Source organism: Pleomorphomonas sp. NRK KF1 (assembly GCF_023721755.1).
GTDB lineage: Bacteria > Pseudomonadota > Alphaproteobacteria > Rhizobiales > Pleomorphomonadaceae > Pleomorphomonas.
Genome location: NZ_JAMDLH010000002.1, coordinates 696,890 through 716,283 on the forward strand (window position 1 = coordinate 696,890; position 19,394 = coordinate 716,283).

Annotated in this window: 18 protein-coding genes; 15 read left to right on the forward strand and 3 right to left on the reverse strand. The window is 64.5% G+C overall.

Annotation, left to right across the window (positions count from 1 at the left end; translation table 11 throughout):
* Positions 1-31 precede the first annotated feature (31 nt).
* From M4J39_RS08570 to M4J39_RS08605, 8 genes are all read left to right on the forward strand, one after another.
* On the forward strand, positions 32-985 hold the full coding sequence (locus M4J39_RS08570) for an SIS domain-containing protein (RefSeq protein WP_251727388.1): 954 nt from the start codon (positions 32-34) through the stop codon (positions 983-985).
* 57 nt (positions 986-1,042) lie between these two features.
* Positions 1,043-2,146, forward strand: coding sequence for an ABC transporter ATP-binding protein (locus M4J39_RS08575; RefSeq protein ID WP_251727389.1), 1,104 nt, complete (start codon positions 1,043-1,045; stop codon positions 2,144-2,146).
* A gap of 273 nt (positions 2,147-2,419) precedes the next feature.
* Positions 2,420-3,310, forward strand: a complete 891-nt coding sequence (locus M4J39_RS08580; protein ID WP_251727390.1) for a substrate-binding domain-containing protein — start codon at positions 2,420-2,422, stop codon at positions 3,308-3,310.
* A gap of 109 nt (positions 3,311-3,419) precedes the next feature.
* The gene (locus tag M4J39_RS08585; protein ID WP_251727391.1) at positions 3,420-4,934 is read left to right on the forward strand and encodes a sugar ABC transporter ATP-binding protein; all 1,515 of its coding nucleotides are present in this window, start codon (positions 3,420-3,422) and stop codon (positions 4,932-4,934) included.
* Positions 4,931-5,902: an ABC transporter permease gene (locus tag M4J39_RS08590; RefSeq protein ID WP_251727392.1), complete on the forward strand. Its 972-nt coding sequence runs from the start codon at positions 4,931-4,933 to the stop codon at positions 5,900-5,902. The genes M4J39_RS08585 and M4J39_RS08590 overlap by 4 nt, the downstream gene beginning before the upstream one ends.
* Positions 5,902-6,849, forward strand: a complete 948-nt coding sequence (locus M4J39_RS08595) for a sugar kinase (protein WP_251727393.1) — start codon at positions 5,902-5,904, stop codon at positions 6,847-6,849. Before M4J39_RS08590 ends, M4J39_RS08595 begins: the two co-directional genes overlap by 1 nt.
* Positions 6,850-6,853: 4 nt before the next feature.
* A complete protein-coding gene (locus M4J39_RS08600) occupies positions 6,854-8,131 on the forward strand; it encodes a D-tagatose-bisphosphate aldolase, class II, non-catalytic subunit (RefSeq protein ID WP_251727394.1) in 1,278 nt (425 codons plus the stop codon).
* Positions 8,132-8,157: 26 nt separating this feature from the next.
* Positions 8,158-9,327 carry an aldose 1-epimerase family protein gene (locus M4J39_RS08605; protein ID WP_251727395.1) on the forward strand — a complete coding sequence of 390 codons (1,170 nt, stop codon included), beginning with the start codon at positions 8,158-8,160 and terminating at the stop codon, positions 9,325-9,327.
* An 80-nt stretch (positions 9,328-9,407) separates the two neighbouring features.
* On the opposite strand, the gene M4J39_RS08610 is transcribed toward M4J39_RS08605, so the two are convergent.
* Positions 9,408-10,424, reverse strand: coding sequence for a LacI family DNA-binding transcriptional regulator (locus tag M4J39_RS08610; protein ID WP_251727593.1), 1,017 nt, complete (start codon positions 10,422-10,424; stop codon positions 9,408-9,410).
* Between the two features lie 313 nt (positions 10,425-10,737).
* Here M4J39_RS08610 and M4J39_RS08615 point away from each other — a divergent pair, with 313 nt between their 5' ends.
* From M4J39_RS08615 to M4J39_RS08635, 5 genes are read left to right on the forward strand one after another with little or no spacing between them, the layout of a single operon-like run.
* Positions 10,738-11,400, forward strand: coding sequence for an ABC transporter permease subunit (locus M4J39_RS08615; protein ID WP_251727396.1), 663 nt, complete (start codon positions 10,738-10,740; stop codon positions 11,398-11,400).
* Positions 11,400-12,071 (forward strand): amino acid ABC transporter permease, encoded by a 672-nt coding sequence (locus M4J39_RS08620; protein ID WP_251727397.1) that lies wholly within the window; start codon positions 11,400-11,402, stop codon positions 12,069-12,071. The genes M4J39_RS08615 and M4J39_RS08620 overlap by 1 nt, the downstream gene beginning before the upstream one ends.
* Positions 12,071-12,805 carry an amino acid ABC transporter ATP-binding protein gene (locus M4J39_RS08625; protein WP_251727398.1) on the forward strand — a complete coding sequence of 245 codons (735 nt, stop codon included), beginning with the start codon at positions 12,071-12,073 and terminating at the stop codon, positions 12,803-12,805. Before M4J39_RS08620 ends, M4J39_RS08625 begins: the two co-directional genes overlap by 1 nt.
* A 3-nt stretch (positions 12,806-12,808) precedes the next feature.
* Entirely contained in the window at positions 12,809-13,726 is a 918-nt protein-coding gene (locus M4J39_RS08630) for an isoaspartyl peptidase/L-asparaginase (RefSeq protein WP_251727399.1), read from the forward strand.
* A gap of 16 nt (positions 13,727-13,742) precedes the next feature.
* The gene (locus tag M4J39_RS08635; RefSeq protein WP_251727400.1) at positions 13,743-14,540 is read left to right on the forward strand and encodes a transporter substrate-binding domain-containing protein; all 798 of its coding nucleotides are present in this window, start codon (positions 13,743-13,745) and stop codon (positions 14,538-14,540) included.
* Between the two features lie 91 nt (positions 14,541-14,631).
* Here M4J39_RS08635 and M4J39_RS08640 read toward each other — a convergent pair whose 3' ends face one another.
* Entirely contained in the window at positions 14,632-15,624 is a 993-nt protein-coding gene (locus M4J39_RS08640) for a LacI family DNA-binding transcriptional regulator (protein ID WP_251727401.1), read from the reverse strand.
* A gap of 180 nt (positions 15,625-15,804) precedes the next feature.
* Here M4J39_RS08640 and M4J39_RS08645 point away from each other — a divergent pair, with 180 nt between their 5' ends.
* Positions 15,805-17,493 (forward strand): hypothetical protein, encoded by a 1,689-nt coding sequence (locus tag M4J39_RS08645; RefSeq protein WP_251727402.1) that lies wholly within the window; start codon positions 15,805-15,807, stop codon positions 17,491-17,493.
* 126 nt (positions 17,494-17,619) lie between these two features.
* Entirely contained in the window at positions 17,620-18,570 is a 951-nt protein-coding gene (locus M4J39_RS08650) for an aldo/keto reductase (RefSeq protein ID WP_251727403.1), read from the forward strand.
* A gap of 100 nt (positions 18,571-18,670) precedes the next feature.
* Here M4J39_RS08650 and deoC read toward each other — a convergent pair whose 3' ends face one another.
* The gene (gene deoC, locus M4J39_RS08655) at positions 18,671-19,339 is read right to left on the reverse strand and encodes a deoxyribose-phosphate aldolase (protein WP_251727404.1); all 669 of its coding nucleotides are present in this window, start codon (positions 19,337-19,339) and stop codon (positions 18,671-18,673) included.
* Positions 19,340-19,394: the final 55 nt, after the last annotated feature.

The following is a 19,394-nucleotide window of genomic DNA, read 5'->3' on the forward strand; positions in this document are numbered from 1 at the left end:
CCTCCCAGAGACCAGTCAAGGACGACTTCCCATGAACACCACCGAACGCGTCATCGTCGAACAGTTCTCCTTCTGGGAAAAAGCGATCGACATCCTGCTGCCGACCGTCGAGGCGGACACCTATGTCTTTGTCGGCTGCGGCACCTCCTACTATGTCGCGATGAGCCTCGCCGTTGCCTTCAACGAGAACGGCAAGCGCGCCATCGCCGTGGCCGGCTCGGAATGGGCGCTGCGTCACCGCTCCTATCTGCCCGACCTGTCGGGCGCCGTGGTTGTGGGCATCTCGCGCAGCGGTGAATCGACGGAAGTGGTGCAGGCGGTTCGCGAGAGCCACAAGCTCGGCATCCGTACCGTGGCCATCACCTGCGAGAAGGATAGCTCGATGGCCAAGGCGGCGGACATCGTCGCCTTCGCGCCCACCCACCCCGATGAGGGCATCGTCATGTCGTCGTCGGCCAGCCTGATGCTGCTGATGGGTCTGCGCATGGCCGGCGTTAAGGTGGAGCAGGCCGTGGTGGCCGGCGCACGCGCCGCCGTGGCGACCATGGGAGAAAAGGCGCCGGCAGTGGCGACGGGGCGGCACAAGTTCGTGGTGCTCGGCGGCGGCGTCTACTTCGGCATCGCTTCCGAAGGCGCTTTGAAGCTGCAGGAAATGAGCATCTCGGTGTCGCAGCCGTTCCACACCATGGAGTACCGGCACGGCCCGATGAGCCTCGCCGACGAGGACATGGTGGTCGTCATGCTCTACAGCGAGGATCAGCCGAACGAAGAGGCCAAGCTCGTTGCGGAGCTCCGGACGAAGGGCGCCAAGGTCATCGGCCTCGGCGGGCCGGGCGACCTCAGCCTGCCGATCGCCACCAAAGGCTTGCAGCGTTCGCTGGAGATGCTGGCGGCGATGCAGATCCTCGGCGAGCGGATTGCCAACTCCAAGAACATCGACAGCACCCAGCCGCGCCACCTCTCCAAAGTGGTGATGCTCGGTTGAGCCGCGTCCGGGCCGCCGGCGACCGGCGGCCTGCCCCATCCGTTGCAGGAGTTTCTCATGGCTACCGTCGACATTTATCGCCTCGTCAAGCGTTACGGCGCAGAGGAGGTGATCCACGGCATAGACCTCGCGATCCGCGATGGGGAGTTCATCTCGCTGATCGGCGCGTCCGGCTGCGGCAAGTCGACCCTGCTCAGGATGATTGCCGGGCTTGAGGACATCTCCGGCGGCACCATTTCCATCGATGGCCGCGAGGTCAACGACGTGGCGCCGAAGAACCGTGACATCGCCATGGTCTTCCAGAACTACGCGCTTTATCCGCATCTGTCGGTCGCCGATAACATGGGGTTCAGCCTGAAGCTCCGTGACGTGCCGAAGCCGGAGATCTCACGGGCCGTGAAGGAGGCAGCCGATCTCCTCGGCCTCACACCCTATCTCGATCGCATGCCGAAGGCTCTGTCGGGTGGTCAGCGTCAGCGCGTCGCCATGGGACGGGCGATCGTACGCAAGCCGCGCGTCTTCCTGTTCGACGAGCCGCTTTCCAACCTCGATGCCAAGCTCCGCGTGCAGATGCGCGCGGAGATCAAGGCATTGCAGCGACGGCTCGGCACCACGTCGATCTACGTCACGCACGATCAGATCGAGGCGATGACCATGTCCGACCGCATCGTCATCCTGAATGGCGGCCGCGTCGAGCAGGTGGGCGCGCCGCTGGACCTCTATGATCGTCCGGCCAACCTGTTTGTCGCCACCTTCATCGGCTCGCCCGCCATGAACCTGATCGACGCGACCACACGGCGTGACGGTGAGCAACTGTTCGCCGAAACCGACGAAGGCGTTCGGATGCCGCTCGAAAACCACGCCGTGGCCGAGGGAACGGCCGTAACAATCGGTGTTCGCCCCGAGCACCTTGCGCTCGCCGACGTGGCGACGCCCGGTGCGCTTCGGATTGCCATCGATCTGATCGAACCGACGGGACACGAGTCGCACGTCTTCGGCCGCCTTGGCCGACATCCCCTCATCGTCACCCACTCGGGACGAGTCGCCGAGACGACGAGCGCTGGCGTCATTGTTGCGCCCGGCGGCGTTCACGTCTTCGATCGGTCGAGCGGGCGACGCATCGATGCTCCTGCGGCATCTGAAGGAAGCGAAAAGCGATGATGCAGTGCCGAATGCACGAACATTTCATACGGCGCCCGAAATTATTACGCGCGTAAAATTTCTATGTTGACATGCGACAACATTCCATGATGTGTTCGCTTGGCCAAGACGGAGGAGAACCTTCGTCGGGGCGCGTTCGTCAAAGGGCCTGTCACGGCCTTAAAGGGCGGAGTTTCGCCATGCGGAGCTTACTCGCCCAACAGCTCAACACCGGCCGACATGTCTCCTGATCCCGAGGATGGGTCGGAGCGGCGGCCTTGTGGGAGGAACAAGATGACCATTCGTTCGCTTGCTCGCCTGGCTCTCGCCGGCTCCGCCTTCGCCTTCCTCGCCACGTCGGCCATGGCCGACGGCATCGGCGCCTCGCTTCTCACCCAGCAGCATCCGTTCTACATCGAGCTCGCCGACGCCATGAAGGCCGAGGCGACCGCCAAGGACGTCAAGCTCGAAGTGGCGATCGCCAACCAGGACCTCAACAAGCAGCTCGCCGACGTCGAGGACTTCATCGTCAAGGGCGTCGACGTCATCGTGCTGTCGCCGGTCGACAGCAAGGGCGTCAAGGCCGTGATCGAGAAGGCCCAGAAGGCCGGCATCAAGGTGATCACCGTCGACGTGCCGGCCAGCGGCGTCGATGTCACGTCCTACATCGGCACCGACAACTACACCGGCGGCGTCAAGGCCGGCGAGCTGATGGCCAAGGAGCTCGGCGACAAGGGCAAGGTTGCGATCATCGACTATCCGACCGTGCAGTCGGTGGTGAACCGCATCGACGGCTTCAAGAAGGCCATCGGCGAGCACAAGGACATCGAGATCGTCGCTCAGCAGACCGGCATCACCCGCGCCGAGGCGCTGGCCGCCGCACAGAACATGCTGCAGGCCAATCCAGACATCCAGGGCATCTTCGGCTTCGGTGACGACGCCGCGCTGGCCGCCGCCGTGGCGGTGAAGTCGGCCGGTCTTGAGAACCAGGTCAAGGTGATCGGCTTCGACGGCATGGAAGAAGCCCGCAACGCGGTGGACACCAACCCCGTCATGGTCGGCGTCATCCAGCAGTTCCCGGGTGAGATGGGCAAGCAGGCCGTCGACACGGCGATCGACGTCATCGCCGGCAAGGATGTGCCGGCCGAGCAGCCGATCGAGCCGGGCGTCTACACCGGCAAGTGATATAAGCTGAAGGAGCGCGGGGCAGTCTTTGGGCGGTCCCGCGCCTTTTCTCAACGGCCAGTCCGGCGTCAGTCGCGCCGAGGGCACTCGCGTCGGAAAGGAGGCGGGCATGTCGGCCGCGACCAGCGACGTCATTCTCAAGATCAACAACGTATCCAAGCTGTTCGGCCCGGTCGCCGCGCTCAAGAACATGCACCTTGAGGTGCGCGCCGGCCGCGTTCATACGCTGCTCGGCGAGAACGGAGCCGGCAAGTCGACGCTGATGAAGATCCTGGCCGGCGTCTACCACGCCACGACCGGCGAAGTGGATTTCTGTGGCAGCCCCTACAAGCCGGAAAATCCGCAAGAGGCGGCGGCCCGTGGCCTCACCATCGTGTTCCAGGAGCTCAGCCTCTGCAACAACATGACGGTGTCCGAGAACATCCTCGCAACCCGCGAGCCCTCGGTCTACGGGTTCATCAACGATCAGGCCCTTGAACGCCGCGCCGCCGAGATCGTCCGCGACCTCGGCCTGCCGATCGACGTTACCGAGAAGGTCGGCAATCTCTCCATGGCCCAGCGCCAGCTCGTCGAGATCGCCAAGGGGTTGTCGATCCCCAACCCACGCCTCGTCATTCTCGACGAACCGACCTCTTCGCTCACCGATGCCGAGACGGAGATCCTGTTCTCGATCATCGACCGGCTGAAGGCCAAGGGCGTCGCCGTCATCTACATCTCGCACCGCATGGAAGAGATCATGCGGCTCTCGGACGACATCACCGTCATCCGCGACGGCGAGTTCATCGCCACCCGGCAGCGGGAAGACGTCACCATCGACGAACTGATCGCCATGATGGTCGGACGGCAGATGAACGAGATCTACCCGCTGCGCCTCGCCGCCGCGCCGGCGACAAGCGAGGCGCCGATCCTCTCCGTCGAGGGGTTCAGCCGGTCCGGCGAGTTCGAGAATGTTTCCTTCGACGTGCGCAAGGGCGAAATCCTCGGCTTCTTCGGCCTGATCGGCTCCGGTCGCTCGGAGATGATGAACGCGCTGTTCGGCATGAAGTCGGCCACCGGCAGCATTCGCATCGACGGTGAGACGGCAACCATCTCGTCGCCGGTCGACGCCATCGGGCGCCGGATCGCCTTCGTCACCGAGAACCGCAAGGAAGAGGGCCTCGTCCTCGCCCATAGCGTCGAGTGGAACATCTCGATGGCGGCGCTCGGCCGCTTCGCGGCGGCGCTCGGCTTCATGCGCAAGCGCCAGGAGCGCAAGGCGGCAACGGACGAAGTGGGCCGCCTGACCATCAAGACGGCATCCGTCGACACGCCGGTCGGCTCGCTCTCGGGCGGCAACCAGCAGAAGGCGGTCCTCGCCAAGTGGCTGTTGACCCAGCCGCGCATCCTGATCCTCGACGAACCGACGCGCGGCGTCGACGTCGGCGCCAAGTTCGAAATCTACAAGATCATCCGCCAGCTGGCGGCCGAGGGTACGGCGATCCTGCTGGTGTCCTCCGAGCTGCCGGAAGTCCTCGGGATGAGCGATCGGCTCGTCGTCATGCACGAAGGTCGGCTCTGCGCCACGCTGCCCGGCGGCGCGACGCCCGAAACGGTCATGGCCCACGCGACAGGTATCACGTCATGAGCGATGAGAAACACGCAAGCTTCGCCCAGAATCCCTATGCCAAGATGCTCCGTCAGTATGGCGGCATCCTGGCCTCCCTTGTGGTGCTCTGCATCATCTTTTCGGTGATGAACCCGCGCTTCATGACGGTCGCCAACTTCATGAACGTGCTGCAGCAGATCGCCGTGATCGCCATCGCCGCCTTCGGCATGACCTGGGTCATCCTGCTCGGAGAGATCGACCTCTCCATCGGCTCGATCATCGCCGTCGCCGGCATGGCCGCCGCGCAGGCCTTTCTGGCCGGCTTCGGCTTCGTACCGACGCTCGTGCTGACGCTGCTCGCCGGCGCGGCGATGGGGCTCGTCAACGGCGTGCTCACCGCCAAGCTCGGGCTGCCGTCGTTCATCGTGACGGTGGCGACGATGGGTATCTTCCGAGGTCTCGTCAGCCTGCCGACCAACGGCGCGCCGGCCATGATCGAAGATCCCACCTGGATCGCCATCGGCGCCGAAAGCTTCGTCGGCCTGCCGATCATCATCTGGATCGTCGTGGTGCTGTTCGTCTTCAACCACGTGCTCCTGTCGAAGACGACCTTTGGTCGCCGGGCCTATCTCACCGGCGGCAACCGCGAAGCGGCGGTCTATTCGGGCATCAAGGTCGACCGGGTGAAGATCACCATCTTCATGATTTCGGGCATCATGGCGGCGATCTCCGGTATCCTGCTCTCCTCGCGCCTTTACTCGGCGCAGACCAACGCCGGCACCAGCTATGAGCTCGACGCCATCGCGGCGGCCGTCCTCGGCGGCACCAGTCTCGCCGGCGGCGTGGGCACCATGATCGGCACCCTCATCGGCGCGCTGATCATCGGCATCATGAACAACGGCATGAACATGCTGTCCGTTCCTTACTTCTATCAATTGATCGTCAAGGGCCTGGTCATCCTGCTGGCCGTCTGGCTTGACGTTCGCTCCAAGCGGGCCAAGCAATAATGGGTCAGAGCAAGGTTCTCACCATCGGCGAAGTGCTGGTGGAAATCGTCGCGACCGAACGCGGCAACGGCTTTCGCGAACCGGTCAAGCTGATCGGTCCCTTCCCCTCCGGCGCGCCGGCCATCTTCATCGACCAGGTCGGCAAGCTCGGGCAGGCGGCCGCGATCATCTCGCGGGTTGGAGACGACGACTTCGGCCACGTCAACCTTGACCGCCTGAAGCAGGACGGCGTCGACGTCTCGGGCATCGAGGTCGACCCACTCGGAACGACCGGTAGCGCCTTCGTGCGTTACCGCGAGGATGGCGGCCGCAACTTCGTCTTCAATATCCGCCACAGCGCCTGCGGCAGCATCGAGCTGAAGGGCCCAGCCGCCGACCTCGTCGAGACCTGCACCCACATGCATGTCATGGGTTCGTCGCTCTATGCGCCGAGCGTGGTCGAGGCGGTGCTCCAGGCGACACGAAAGATCAAGGCCAAAGGCGGCACCGTGTCGTTCGACCCCAACCTTCGCGCCGAGATCCTGAACAGCCCCGGCATGCGCGAGGCGTTGGCCGTCGTGCTGGCCGAAACCGACCTGTTCCTGCCGAGCGGCGAAGAACTGTTCCTGTTCTCGCCGGCCGACAGCGAGAAGGAAGCCATCGCCAACCTGCTGAGGGGCGGCGTCAAGGCGGTGGTTCTGAAGCGAGGCGCGGCTGGCGCCAGCTATTTCGACGCGACCGGCGAGGTCAGCCTGCCGGGCCTCCGGGTCACGGAAGTCGATCCCACTGGGGCCGGCGACTGCTTCGGCGCCACCTTCGTCACCTTCTGGCTTGCCGGCGCCGATCCCGAGACGGCGCTTCGCTATGCCAACGCCGCCGGCGCCCGCGCGGTTACCCGCTCAGGCCCGATGGAAGGTGCGTCGACGCGCGCCGAACTCGATGCATTGATTGCCGAACAAAGGAGCTGAAGACATGGCTACCAACCCGCTCAGCGACATTTCCACGTGGCGCTTCCGTAGCTCCGGTCTGCGCGGCATTCCGTCGATCTGCTCGGCCCACCCGGTGGTGATCGAGGCGGCCATGCGCCATGCCGCGCGCCTCGGCCTGCCGGTGCTGATCGAGGCGACTTGCAATCAGGTCAACCAGGATGGCGGCTATACCGGCATGACGCCGCGGGATTTCCGCGATTTCGTCGAAGCGATCGCCAAGCGCGTCGGCTTCCCGTTCGACCGCGTCATCCTCGGCGGCGACCATCTCGGACCCAATCCGTGGAAGAAGCTGCCGGCCACTGAGGCCATGGACAAGGCCAAGGTGATGATCGACGCCTTCGCCAGGGCCGGTTTCACCAAGCTCCATCTCGACACCTCGATGGGCTGCGCCGGCGAGCCGGTGGCGCTGGCCGATGCGCTGACCGCCGAACGGGCGGCGGCGCTTGCCACCGTCGCCGAAGCGGCGACCAAGGATGCCGCCGTCAAGCCGGTCTACATCGTCGGCACCGAGGTGCCGATCCCCGGCGGCGCCATGGAAGAGATCGAGGAACTGGAAGTCACCAAACCCGATGCGGCCCGCGAGACGATCCGCGTCCACCGCGAGGCCTTCGCCAAGGCTGGCATCGCCAACGCCTTCGAGCGTGCCGTCGGCGCGGTGGTGCAGCCCGGCGTCGAGTTCGGCAACCACAACGTCGTCGCCTTTGACGTCGACAAGGCGGCCTCGCTCTCGGCCACGCTGTCGGAACTGAAGGGGTTCGTCTTCGAGGCGCATTCCACCGACTATCAGACGCCGGAGGCGCTGAAGGCGCTCGTCGACAACGGGTTCTCCATCCTCAAGGTCGGTCCAGCCCTGACCTTCGCGCTGCGCGAGGCGCTCTACGGCCTCGACCACATCGCCGAGGTTCTCTACGCCGGCCGCCGCAAGGAAACGCTCTCCGCCACCTTCGAGCGGGTGATGCTCGCCCATCCGGACAATTGGGCGAAGTATTACTTCGGCACGCCCGACGAGCAGCGCCTGCAGCGGCACTTCAGCTACTCGGACCGCATCCGCTACTACTGGCCGGAGCCGGAAATAGCCAGGGCGGCCGAGGACCTGCTCGCTCTCTTCGGCAACACGCCGATTCCCGAGACGCTGATCAGCCAGTATCTGCGCGGCGTCTACGAGGGTGTCCGGCGCGGCCGGGTCGAACCCACCGCCCATGGCCTCTCGCTCGCCATGGTCGACCTCGTGCTCGACGACTATTTCAAGGCCTGCCTCTGAGGCGGGCAAACAGGACGCAAGACAAAATGGATGACATCATCTTCACGCTGACCGATACGGCCGGCGGGCTCGAGGTTGCCGACTGGTCGGTCTCCTCCGGCGAGCTCGGACTCAAGGGCGACACGCCTTTCGAGATCGTGAAAAGAACGCTGCACGGCGGCCGGCAGGAGGGCAGCACGCTCGTCACCATTCGGGCCGGACGTCTGGCGGTGACCGTCATCCCGACGCGCGGCATGGGCATCCTGAAGGCGAGCCTCGACGGAGTCGACTTCGGCTGGGCCTCGCCGGTCGACGAGGTCGTGCATCCCTCGTTCATCCGCCTCGGCGAGCGCAACGGGCTCGGCTGGCTGGAAGGCTTCAACGAGCTGATGGTGCGCTGCGGCTACGAGTGGACCGGCCATCCCATGGTCGATGGCGACAAGGTCTATACGCTGCACGGCCGGGCCGGCAACACGCCGGCCTCCAAGGTCGAGGTGCGCATTTCGCGCGAGGCGCCGCATCGCATCACGCTGTGCGGCCTGATCAAGGAGAAGGCGTTCAAGAACGTCGAGTTCGAGACCTGCACGGAGCTGACCGTCGTGCCCGGCGACACGGGATTCTCGATTGACGACCGGCTGGTCAACCGGGCCGACTATGCCCACTCCTATGAGGTGATCTACCACACCAACGTCGGCCGCCCGGTGCTGGAGGAAGGCGCTCGCGTCATCGGGCCATTCGCCCACGTCACCCCGTTCAACGACGCGGCCAAGCCCGACCTCTCGAGCTGGGACCATTACCGTGGCCCGACGCGCGACTTCGATGAAATGCTCTATGCCTGCGAGCTTGCGGCCAGCGCCGACGGCCGTACCGAGGTGGCACTGATCAATGCCAAGGAAACGCTGGGCTTCTCGGTCACCTACCATGTCGAGGAAATGCCGGCCTTCACGCTCTGGAAGAACACCGACACCGACAGGCAGGGATATGTGACCGGACTTGAGCCGGGCTCCAACTACCCGTATCCGCTGCCGGTCGAGCGGGCGGCTGGCCGGCTCAAGACGCTGGAGCCGGGCGCCGAGGCCCGCTTCCGCCTGCGCTTTGATCTTCTCACCGGCTCGTCCGCCGTCGCAGCCTGCGCCGCCCGCATCGACAAACTCAAGGCCGACGTTGGCGTGACCGTGCACAACGAACCAATCCTGCGCAGCCAGACAAAAGCCTGACAAACAAGACCGCTAGCCGCGCACCCTCCCTATGCTCCAGGGCATGGGGAGGGTTCTTTTTGTGCGTAGAAGGAAACCGGTCAGGCCGACGTGCGCAGCATGATTTCGGCGTTGAGCAGCACGCGCTCGTTCGGCCGAGGCTCGACATCCTCGTCGAAGCGAGCGTTGATCTTGTGCAGCAGCAGTTCCACGGCGATGCGGCCGATTTCATTGTAGTTCTGCGCCACCGTGGTCAGCGGCGGGCAGGTGTAGCGCGACAGCGGATGATCGTCGTGCCCGGCGATGCGGAGGTCGCAATCGTCGCCCCGTCCGACCTTGAGGCCGGCCTGATAGGCGGCGGCCAGAACGCCGAAGGCGATGCGGTCGTTGGCGCAGAGTACCGTTCGCGTGGGGAAACCGCCCTCCCCCAGGATACGGGAGGCCTCGGTGAATCCGAACCGCTCGAAATCCCAGGACGTATCCGGCAGTGTTGCCACGTAGCGCGGCTCCAGCTTCAAGGCCTCCATGGCCAGGCGGTAGGCTTCCCGGCGCTCGCCGGCATTGCGGTTGACCGAGGGCATGCCGAAATAGCAGGGCGCATCACCCGAGCGCGACAAATAGTCGACGATGAGACGGAAGCTCTGACGGTTATCGGTGCCGACGAATGCCGAGGCGGCGTCAAGCTGCGAGTCGACGTAGATCAGCGGAATGCTGGCGCCCAGCCTGGACAACTTGTCGAGGTGAGACTGCACGCCGAGCGGTGCAATGACGGCGCCGGCGACGTTCATCGCCTTGAAGGTCTCGATCGCACGTTCTTCGAGCTTCGGCTTGCCATCCGACGAGAGAACGAAGGCGAGATAGCCGGCCTCTTCGGCCAGAACCTCGATGCGCCTCGTCAACGCCATGTAGAAGACGTCGGTCGAGTTGGGGACGATGATGCCGAGAATGTTGGTGCGACGGCGGTTGAGGTTCACCGCGAACAGGTTGGGCCGGAAGCCGGACTCCTTGATCGCCTTTTCGATGGCTTCGCGCGTCTGACGCCGGACGGAGTTGGGATCGTTGAAATAGCGGGAAACGGTTGGGCGAGACAGACCGACATAGTCGGAGAACTCTTCCATCGTTCGGATCGTCGTCGTCACGCTGCCATCCCCGTTCCACCCACAACCGGAGCACCACAGTCATTGTAGATGCTTCCATGGCGGGACGCCAACCATGAGATTGCCGCCCAGAGACCGGCAAGGCCAAGTGCGCCTCCTGTTTTCAAGATTTCGCAGTCTACATATCTTGCGTCAAGTTCAAAATTTCCGCATGTAAAATTCCTGAACACCCTGGACTGGATGGAGTCTCCGTCGCCCCTTGCTTGACAGTCCTCGGAATCGTCCCTACAAAAAGTGAAACCGCTTTCACAGCAATAATGGCGGGGGAACACGGGTGCGTTTCTGGCGGGTCATCGAGCCGCATATCGGCTTTTTGTTACAGGGCTTTGCCCTGACGATCGCCGCTTGCCTGCTCGCCATCGTCGGCGCGGTGCTGCTCGGCGCCCTCACCGCTTCGATGCGATCGTCCGGCAACAGGTGGGTGCGAGGCGCCGCCAACGCCTATGGTGACGTCTTCCGCAACGTTCCCTTCCTCGTCCAGCTGTTCTTCTTCTTCTACGGCCTGCCCGAGCTCGGCATCTACATCGGCGCCTTCGAGACCGGCGTCATCGCCATGTCGATCGCCGGCGGCGCCTTCGTCTCCGACGTCATCCTGTCGGGCATCATGACTGTCGACACCGGCGTGATCGATGCCGCCAAGGTGTCGGGCCTCAACCGGGTCAAGATCTTCACCCGCATCGTGCTGCCGATTGCCCTGCGCGTTTCGGTGCGGCCGATGGGTTCGGTGCTGATCAACCTCGTGCTGACCTCGTCGATCCTGTCGACCATCACCGTCAATGAGCTGACAGGCGCCGCCAAGATCGTCGCCGCCACCACCTTCAAGCCGTTCGAAGTCTATGCGGTGCTCCTGGTGCTCTATGCCTCGCTGACGACGCTGCTGTCCTTTGCCATCTCGGCGACCCACCGTCGTCTCAACCGCTTCATGATGGGGGGCTGATGCGCTACGCCGATTTCACGCCCTACGACATCGTGCTCCTCTTGCAGGGCCTTGGCGTCACGCTGGCCCTGTTCATCGGCACGACGCTGATCGGCCTTGCGATCGGCCTCTTGCTGGCCGTCGTCCACCATTACCGGATACCCGGCTGCCGCCCGGTGATCGTGCTGGTCACCGAAGCGCTTAAGAACTCGCCGGTGCTGGTGCAGCTGTTCCTGGTGTTCTTCGGCATTCCGGCCTTCCTGCATATCCGCATGACGCCGGTCGAAGCGGCGACGCTGACCATCAGCCTCAACACCGCCGCCTTCGCCTTCGTCGTCTTCCGGTCCGGCATCGAATCCATCGACCGCGACCAAATCGAGGCGGCCAAGGTGTTCGGTCTTGATCGATCCCAGATTCTGCGCTTCGTCATCGCGCCGCAGGCCGCCGCCTTCTCGGTTGGTCCGCTCGTCGGCATCCTGGTCAACCAGTTGCAGGTGACTTCGCTGATCTCGGTGATCGGCGTGTTCGATCTCACCAAGATCGGCAACATCCTGAATCTCAGGACGCTGCAACCCTTCATCGTCTGGGCGGTGATCGGGCTCATCTACTATCTCGCGGCGAAGACGCTCGCCCTTGCCGGCAGCCGCGTCGAAGCGGCACTGCGCAAGTCCGTGAAATGGGGAGGCATCTGATGATCGTCGCCGAGAACGTCGAAAAGCGCTTCGGGGACGCCCTCGTGCTGAAGCACGTCAATCTCCGGGTCGAGCCGGGCGAGGTGGTCACCATTCTCGGCGCCTCGGGCTCCGGCAAATCGACGCTGATCCGTTGCATCAACGGCCTTGAGGCACTGTCGGGCGGCAAGATCACCGTCGACGGTCATGACGTCTCGACGAAAGCCGGCCTCGTCGCCGCCCGGCGGGCGTCGGCCACCGTCTTCCAGCTGTTCAACCTCTATCCGCACATGACGGCACTGAGGAATATCACCCTCGCGCCGATCGAGGTCCTGAAACTGCCGAAGGCGGAAGCCGAGGCGCGCGCCCGCGCACTGCTCGAAAAGGTGGGGCTCGGAGCTCATGCCGACGCCTACCCGCAGCAACTGTCAGGTGGCCAGCGCCAGCGCGTCGGAATCTGCCGGGCGCTCGCCATGCAGCCCCGCTATCTGCTGCTAGACGAAGTGACCTCCGCCCTCGATCCGGAGATGACCGGCGACGTGCTGCGCATCCTCGCCGAACTCGCCGCCGACGGCACCACCATGGTGTTCGTCACCCACGAAATCGAGTTCGCCCGCCACATATCGAGCCGCATCGTCTTCCTGGAACAGGGCGAGCTGATCGTCGACCTGCCGACGGCGCAGTTCTTCGCCGAGGACGGCGGTCTCGCCGTTCCGCGCATCCGTCAGTTTCTGTCCAAGATGAAAAAGGACTGAGCCTTGATCCTGCTTGCCAACACCGAGGCCGAGCCCGGTTTTTCCCATGCCGTCGACACCCTTCTCGCCGGGGGCGGCGCCCTTGACGCGCTGGTCGAGGGCATCGGTTACGTCGAGGCGACGCCAAGCGTTCGTTCCGTCGGCTACGGCGGCTGGCCCAACATGGTCGGCGAAATGGAGTGCGACGGTGCCGTCATGGACGGGACGACGCTGTGCGTCGGGTCCGTCGGCGCCGTGCCGCGCACGCTGCACGTGGCGGCGCTGGCGCGCGAGGTGATGCGCCGCCTGCCGCATGTGATGCTGACCGGCGAGGGCGCTCGCCGCTTCGCAAGTGAAATCGGTTTCAGCGAAGACGATATTCTCTTCCCTGACAGCAAGCGGGTTTGGCGCAAGAAGCTCGACGACCTGCTTGACGAGACGGCACGCGCCGCCTTCCCGGATGTGCCGCTGATCCCGCTCTCCAACGCCATCACCGATCCCGAGCGGGTTCGCGACACCACCGTCTTCCTCGGCATCGATTCCGGCGGCAACGCCGCCGTCGTCACCTCTACGTCGGGCTGGGCCTGGAAGTATCCCGGTCGGCTCGGCGACAGCCCGATCCCTGGCGCCGGCTTCTACGCCGACAGCCGCTACGGCGCCGCGGCCTGCACCCACACCGGCGAAATGACCATGCGCTGTGCCACGTCGCACGCCGTGGTGCAGGGATTGAAGTTCGGCCTTTCACTCGATGCGGCGGTAGAGCGCGCCGCCGAGGACCTCCTCGCCCTCAAGGGTGGCTTCATCGGCGAGGTGGTCATTCATGCGCTCGACAATAAAAACAAGCATCGCGTCGTTACGCTCAGGGGCAACAAGCCGGTCTCCTACTGGTTCTGGGAACCCGGCATGCCCGCACCCGAGCGGCGGCAATCGGAACAGCTTTGATCACAGGAGAGACATCATGCATCGGCTTCTGAAGACAACCCTTGCCGCCGCGGCCATGTGCCTTGCGCTGGCGAGCACGGCGAGCGCCGGCTCCAAGCTCCAGGAAATCCTCGACGCCGGCGTCATCCGCATCGGCGTGTCGCTGGGCGGCGAGCCGATCGGCTTCCGCGACGACCAGAACAACCCGGTCGGTTACGACGTCGATGTCGCCACCATGCTGGCGGAAAAGCTCGGCGTGAAGCCCGAGTTCACCGACGTTTCGGGCGACGCCCGCGTGTCCATGTTGGTTGCCAATCAGCTTGACCTCGTGGTTGCCAACACCTCGGCGACGCTCGCCCGCGCCAAGGCGGTCAGCTTCTCGATCCCCTATAACCGCGCTGGCCTTCGCATCATCGCGCAGGCCGATGCCGGCATCACCTCGCTTGAAGGCCTTGCCGGCAAGAAGGTGGTGGTCGGTCGCGGCACCACCGGCGAGACCTTCCTGAAGCGCGCCGTGCCGACGGCCGAGTTGGTCTACACCGACAACTTCTCGCCGGACGGCGTGCTGCTGCTCAAGCAGAAGCGCGTCGACGCCGGCATCGAGGATTCGTCGATGCTCGACTATCTGGCCACCAAGGACGCCTCGCTCGTCACCCTGCCCGGGCTCTACTCCAACGACCCGATCGGCATCGCCATCGCCCAGGGGGACGCCGACTTCCAGCGTTGGGTCGACATGTTCGTGTCGGACTACATCCAGTCGGGCGCCTATGAGGCCAACTACAAGAAGTGGTGGGGCGAGAAGGCCAATCCGCCGACACTGACCCCGCTCTGGTAAGAAGGCGGCGAAAGTTCGCCAGCCAAGGACCGCAGACGCTGCTCGGCGCCGGTGAAAACCGGTGCCGAGTTTTTGTATCAGGCCGACTTTCTCAGCCGGTGCCGCGTGACATGAACCGGGTTGGAATGTCGAGGCCCGATGCCGGAAACTCTTTCGGCTCCTTGAGAAAGGAAAGGATGCCGGCCACCAGCGCCGAATGGTCGAAGCCGACGCTGGAAATGTCGTAGGCGGCAAAGTTGCCTTTCTCGACCGCGTCAAAGCCATAGAGCAGATAATCGGCAGGCGGCTGCCAGCCATTCCTGCGCAAGCCGTCCATTACGCCCATCGCCATCGAGTCTGAGGTGCAGAACACGGCGTCCGGCTTCGCACCAGCGATCGCTTCGGCCGCCTTTATGCCCGCGCCATAGGAATAATCACCGCCCACTTCGGAGAGAAGACGGATGCCGGCGGCGGCGCAAGCCGACCGATAGGCGAGAATGCGGGCCTCCTCGACGAGCGAACTGGCGCGCCCCGTGACCAGAATGGCGCTCTCGACACCCTTCGTGCGGGCGTGGCGCACCAACTCGCCGATGCCGCTCCCCTCGTCGATCTGAATGCGAGCGCTCTCGGCGTCGAAGCGCCCGTTCAGCATCAGCACGTTGTCGCTATGGAAGAGGGCGCGCACCTCGCCTGCATCGGCAAAATCCGAGAACACCAAAGCGGCATGCACGTGGTAGGTCAGCGAGTTGCGCAGGAAGTCGTCGATGCGCTTGGTACGGCCGACGCGGATCAGGATGGCCTGCTTGCCGAGCGACTGGATACCCTCGAGCAATGGGTCGAACAGGTCGAGATCGGAAAGGTCGCTGAGATAGTTGATGATGACGGCAACCAGATCGATCGACTTGGTCGCAAGGCCGCGTGCCAACGGATTCTGATGATAGCCGAGCTCGGCCGCCGCCTTCAGGACCCGCTCCTTCTTTTCGAGCGAAACCGGCCGGCGGCTCGGCGACAGGGCTCGCGAGACGATGGCCGGGGCCACGCCGGCCACGCGCGCCACGTCGGCAATCGTCGGGCGCTTGCCCTCGCGAGGCGGCTTTTCGGTCATGGTCTGCGGGGTCCGTTCCGGAAAGAATGCAGGGGCTTATCGCACGATTGCCGATGGAGTGGAAAGCACCGTTGCATCCCGATCGGCGATCTCGAAACCCCATGCGAACAAACGACTGATGGTGGTGAACCGATATTTCACTCTTTTCTGGAACCATTGGCTCAGGACAGGAGTGGCAGAGTGATTTCAGAAGGCACGTCCCGCCAGCCCGATCTCCGCGCAGTCTCCGATCAGCTCGAGGCCGCCCGTTCGCAGATCGAGGAACGTTTCGTCGAAGGCGGCAAGGCCCTGATGGCCGCCTATGACATCGTCGCCCGCCTTCTCGCGGCAATCGACGGCATAACCGGAGCTCTCGACGACCATGCGTGCGACGAGGCCGCCGCCCGACTTACTGCCACGCTGAAAGGCCTTTCAGACCTCGTGGAGACCGAAACCGCCGCTGGGCAGCGTCTTGCCTCGGTCCTTGAGGATAGCGAGGCGATCACCCCGCGCATCCGCGACATGCAGCGCTCGCTGCGCTATCTCAATACATGCGCCATGGAGACCCGGATCGCCGGGGCCGGCGTTTCCGAGTTCGCCCAGTTCGCCGACGACGTCGACAAATACGTTGGTTCGGCGATCGAGCAGATCGAGATCTTCGCCGACAAGGTGGGGCAACTGAGCGCACAGGTCGCCGCCGCCTGTGTCGGTGGCAAGGGGACCGGCATTGCGAACCAGGTCACAACCGTCTCCTCGACGCTGACCGAAGCGCTTGAGGCGGTTCGGAACCGTCGTGCCGGCCTGAGACGGCTCGCCAACGGTACGGCCGATGTGGCGAAATCCGTCCAGGAGAAGGTCGGCAAGGTGCTGTCCGCATTGCAAGCGGGCGACGTGGCGCGGCAACGCATCGAGCATGTGCAGGCCGGCATTGCCATGCTTCTCGACGAACTGGCCAAGTGTACCTCCGAGCAGCAGGCCGAGGCCCTGTCGCAGGCCGGCATCCGGCTTCTGGCCGCCCAGACGTCGGCGCTGATCAAGGATTTCACCGAACAGACGCGCGTGGTCGTGGCAACGATCGAAGGGTTGGCAGGAGAAGCCTCCCGCGTGTTGACGCTGACCGGCAAGGCCGGCTGCGCCGGTGGCGGGGAAATGCAGACGATCGAGGACGGCGTCGGCCTGACGCGAGGCGTCGTAGGCGACATCGAGCGCTCGGGCGCACTGGCGGCGGCGGCCTATGCCAGCACCAAGCAGGTCGCCACCGAACTGCTCAGCAACATGGGCAACATCGGCAACATACGAAGCGTTCGCGACGACATCCGCTGTCTCGCGATCAACGCCTATCTGCGCAGCAACCGACTGGGACCGAAGGGACGCGCCGTCGGTGTCGTGGCCGCGGAAATGAACACCTATGCGGCAAGGCTGGGCGTCGCCGCCGAAGACATATTGCAACGCCTGTCGACCATGCGCGAGACCTCTGCCGGCATCGATGCCGAGCGCGAAAGTCGTCGCGTCGACATCGTCGGCGAAATCGACGGCGCTGTCGCGACCCTGCGCGAGGCCAACGTTCGCACCAGCCTCCACCTCAAGGAAGCGGAAGAGAGCGGTAACGCCGTCGCCGATCGCATCGCCCACATCGCCCGCCACATCGACTTCAGCAAGGATCTCGGCGAACACCTTCACGCCTGCCACCGCATGTTCGGCAGCAACGACAACCTCGCTCCGGTGGAGAACCCGGGGGATCACGAGGCCTTCTCGAAGCGCCTCTTCGCGGTCTATACGATGGCCGCCGAGCGCGACATCCACCAGACGATCCTTGGCGGAAGCATGCGCGCTCCCCCCGCCGCCCCGGCGACGGAGAGCGAGGATCTGTTCGACGACGTGCTGTTCTGATCTCCCGACGCCTTGAACCATCAGCCATTGGCCGAAGCGCGAACTGACGGGCGTCGCTCGTCCTTCTATACTCCCTCCGAGGAAGTGGCGCCGCAGGCGGATCGCCACTGATGATCGGAGAGGAAAATGAAAAAGCGCCCGCTCGGGAAGACCGGCTTCGATATCGCGCCGCTGGTGTTCGGTGGTAACGTCTTCGGCTGGACCATAGACGAGAAGGCCAGCTTCGACGTGCTGGACGCCTTCGTCGATCATGGCTTTGACGCCATCGACACCGCCGATGTCTATTCCCGCTGGAAGCCCGGCAACCAGGGCGGCGAGTCCGAGACCATCATCGGTCGGTGGCTGAAGGCCCGCCCGGGGCTCCGAGACAAGCTCAAGATCTTCACCAAGGTCGGTTCCGATCTCGGCCAGCCCGGCGAGAAAGGGCTCGGGGAGAAATGGATCCTCCAAGCGGTCGATCGTTCGCTCTCGCGGCTCGGCATCGACCGGATCGATCTCTACTTCTCGCACTGGCCAGACAAGACACCCTACGAGGAGACGCTGGGCGCTTATGACAAGCTGATCCGGGCCGGCAAGGTGCGAGCGATCGGCGCCTCCAACGTCAACGCCGAGCAACTCGGCGAAGCCCTCTCGGTCTCACGGCAGCGGAACCTGCCAGCCTATCAGGTCCTTCAGCCCAACTACAGTCTCGCCGAGCGTTCGCAGTTCGACGGCGCGCTCCGTGACCTGTGCATGCATGAGGACATCGGCGTGGTTTCATACTACAGCCTCGCCTCGGGCTTCCTCACCGGCAAATACAGATCCGCCGGTGATATCAAGGACAGCAGCCGGGCGGGCAGCGTCGAGAAATATATGAACGACCGCGGCTTAGGCATTCTTGCGGCCATCGATCAGGTGGCGGAGGCTCGCCATGCCAAGCCGGCCGAGGTCGCGCTCGCCTGGCTGATGGCGCGGCCGGGTGTGACCGCGCCGATCGCCAGCGCCACCAGGGTGGCGCACGTCGAAAGCTTCGCTCACGCGGCGACGCTTCACCTGAGCCCGTCCGAGGTCGAACTGTTGGACAAGGCGAGCGCCTGACTTGAACTGCCGCGCCGTGACCTTCCTCGGACGGCCACGGCGCATTTCTCGGCTGAAACTCCCTGACTGGCGCTCGTTGCGCTAGCCCTGATCGGAGGGGCTAGAAGTGCGCCTCCCGCATCAGGGCGACGCCACGGCTGGTGCCGATGCGGTTTGCTCCCGCCTCGATCATCGCCATGGCTTCGGCGAAGGACCGGATGCCACCGGATGCCTTCACGCCCATTTCCAGCCCGACGGTGCGACGCATCAATGCCACCGCCTCCACGGTCGCACCTTTCTGGGTGAACGCCGTGGATGTCTTGACGAAGTCGGCGCCCGCTCTCTTCGCGGCAAGCGAGGCGGCCACGATCTCCTCGTCGGTGAGAAGCGAGGTTTCCAAGATCACCTTGAGCGGCGCCGGGCCGCAAATGGTCTTGAGCGCGGCAACCTCGTCGCCGATCGGGCCGGCGCCGACGCCTTTCAAGGTGCCGATGGAGATCACCATGTCGACCTCGTTGGCGCCTCCGGCCAGCACCCATTCCAACTCGCGGCGTTTGAGTTCGGTGGGCATCGCCCCCAGCGGAAAGCCCGCCACCGAGCAGGTTCTGACCACCGAGCCGCGCAAAGCCGCGGCAACGCGCGGGACATGGATCGGATTGACGCAGACGGAGGCGAAGCTCCACTGCAATGCCTCGGCGCAGAATTGTTCAATGTCCGCCTCGGTGGCATCCGGACGCAGGATGGTGTGATCGATGACGGCGGCGAGCGCCGCTGACGAGGTGACGGACATGAGGCCTCCCATCGCACGTTCACTCTTGGCCGCCGCGGTGGAGAGCCGAACCGGC

Coding starts and splice junctions, on each gene's coding strand:
- M4J39_RS08635 (WP_251727400.1), top strand. CDS start 13,743: ATGCATCGGCTTCTGAAGACAACCCTTGCCGCCGCGGCCATGTGCCTT.
- M4J39_RS08570 (WP_251727388.1), top strand. CDS start 32: ATGAACACCACCGAACGCGTCATCGTCGAACAGTTCTCCTTCTGGGAA.
- M4J39_RS08575 (WP_251727389.1), top strand. CDS start 1,043: ATGGCTACCGTCGACATTTATCGCCTCGTCAAGCGTTACGGCGCAGAG.
- M4J39_RS08620 (WP_251727397.1), top strand. CDS start 11,400: ATGCGCTACGCCGATTTCACGCCCTACGACATCGTGCTCCTCTTGCAG.
- M4J39_RS08580 (WP_251727390.1), top strand. CDS start 2,420: ATGACCATTCGTTCGCTTGCTCGCCTGGCTCTCGCCGGCTCCGCCTTC.
- M4J39_RS08640 (WP_251727401.1), bottom strand. CDS start 15,624: ATGACCGAAAAGCCGCCTCGCGAGGGCAAGCGCCCGACGATTGCCGAC.
- deoC (WP_251727404.1), bottom strand. CDS start 19,339: ATGTCCGTCACCTCGTCAGCGGCGCTCGCCGCCGTCATCGATCACACC.
- M4J39_RS08650 (WP_251727403.1), top strand. CDS start 17,620: ATGAAAAAGCGCCCGCTCGGGAAGACCGGCTTCGATATCGCGCCGCTG.
- M4J39_RS08610 (WP_251727593.1), bottom strand. CDS start 10,424: ATGGAAGAGTTCTCCGACTATGTCGGTCTGTCTCGCCCAACCGTTTCC.
- M4J39_RS08590 (WP_251727392.1), top strand. CDS start 4,931: ATGAGCGATGAGAAACACGCAAGCTTCGCCCAGAATCCCTATGCCAAG.
- M4J39_RS08625 (WP_251727398.1), top strand. CDS start 12,071: ATGATCGTCGCCGAGAACGTCGAAAAGCGCTTCGGGGACGCCCTCGTG.
- M4J39_RS08600 (WP_251727394.1), top strand. CDS start 6,854: ATGGCTACCAACCCGCTCAGCGACATTTCCACGTGGCGCTTCCGTAGC.
- M4J39_RS08595 (WP_251727393.1), top strand. CDS start 5,902: ATGGGTCAGAGCAAGGTTCTCACCATCGGCGAAGTGCTGGTGGAAATC.
- M4J39_RS08605 (WP_251727395.1), top strand. CDS start 8,158: ATGGATGACATCATCTTCACGCTGACCGATACGGCCGGCGGGCTCGAG.
- M4J39_RS08585 (WP_251727391.1), top strand. CDS start 3,420: ATGTCGGCCGCGACCAGCGACGTCATTCTCAAGATCAACAACGTATCC.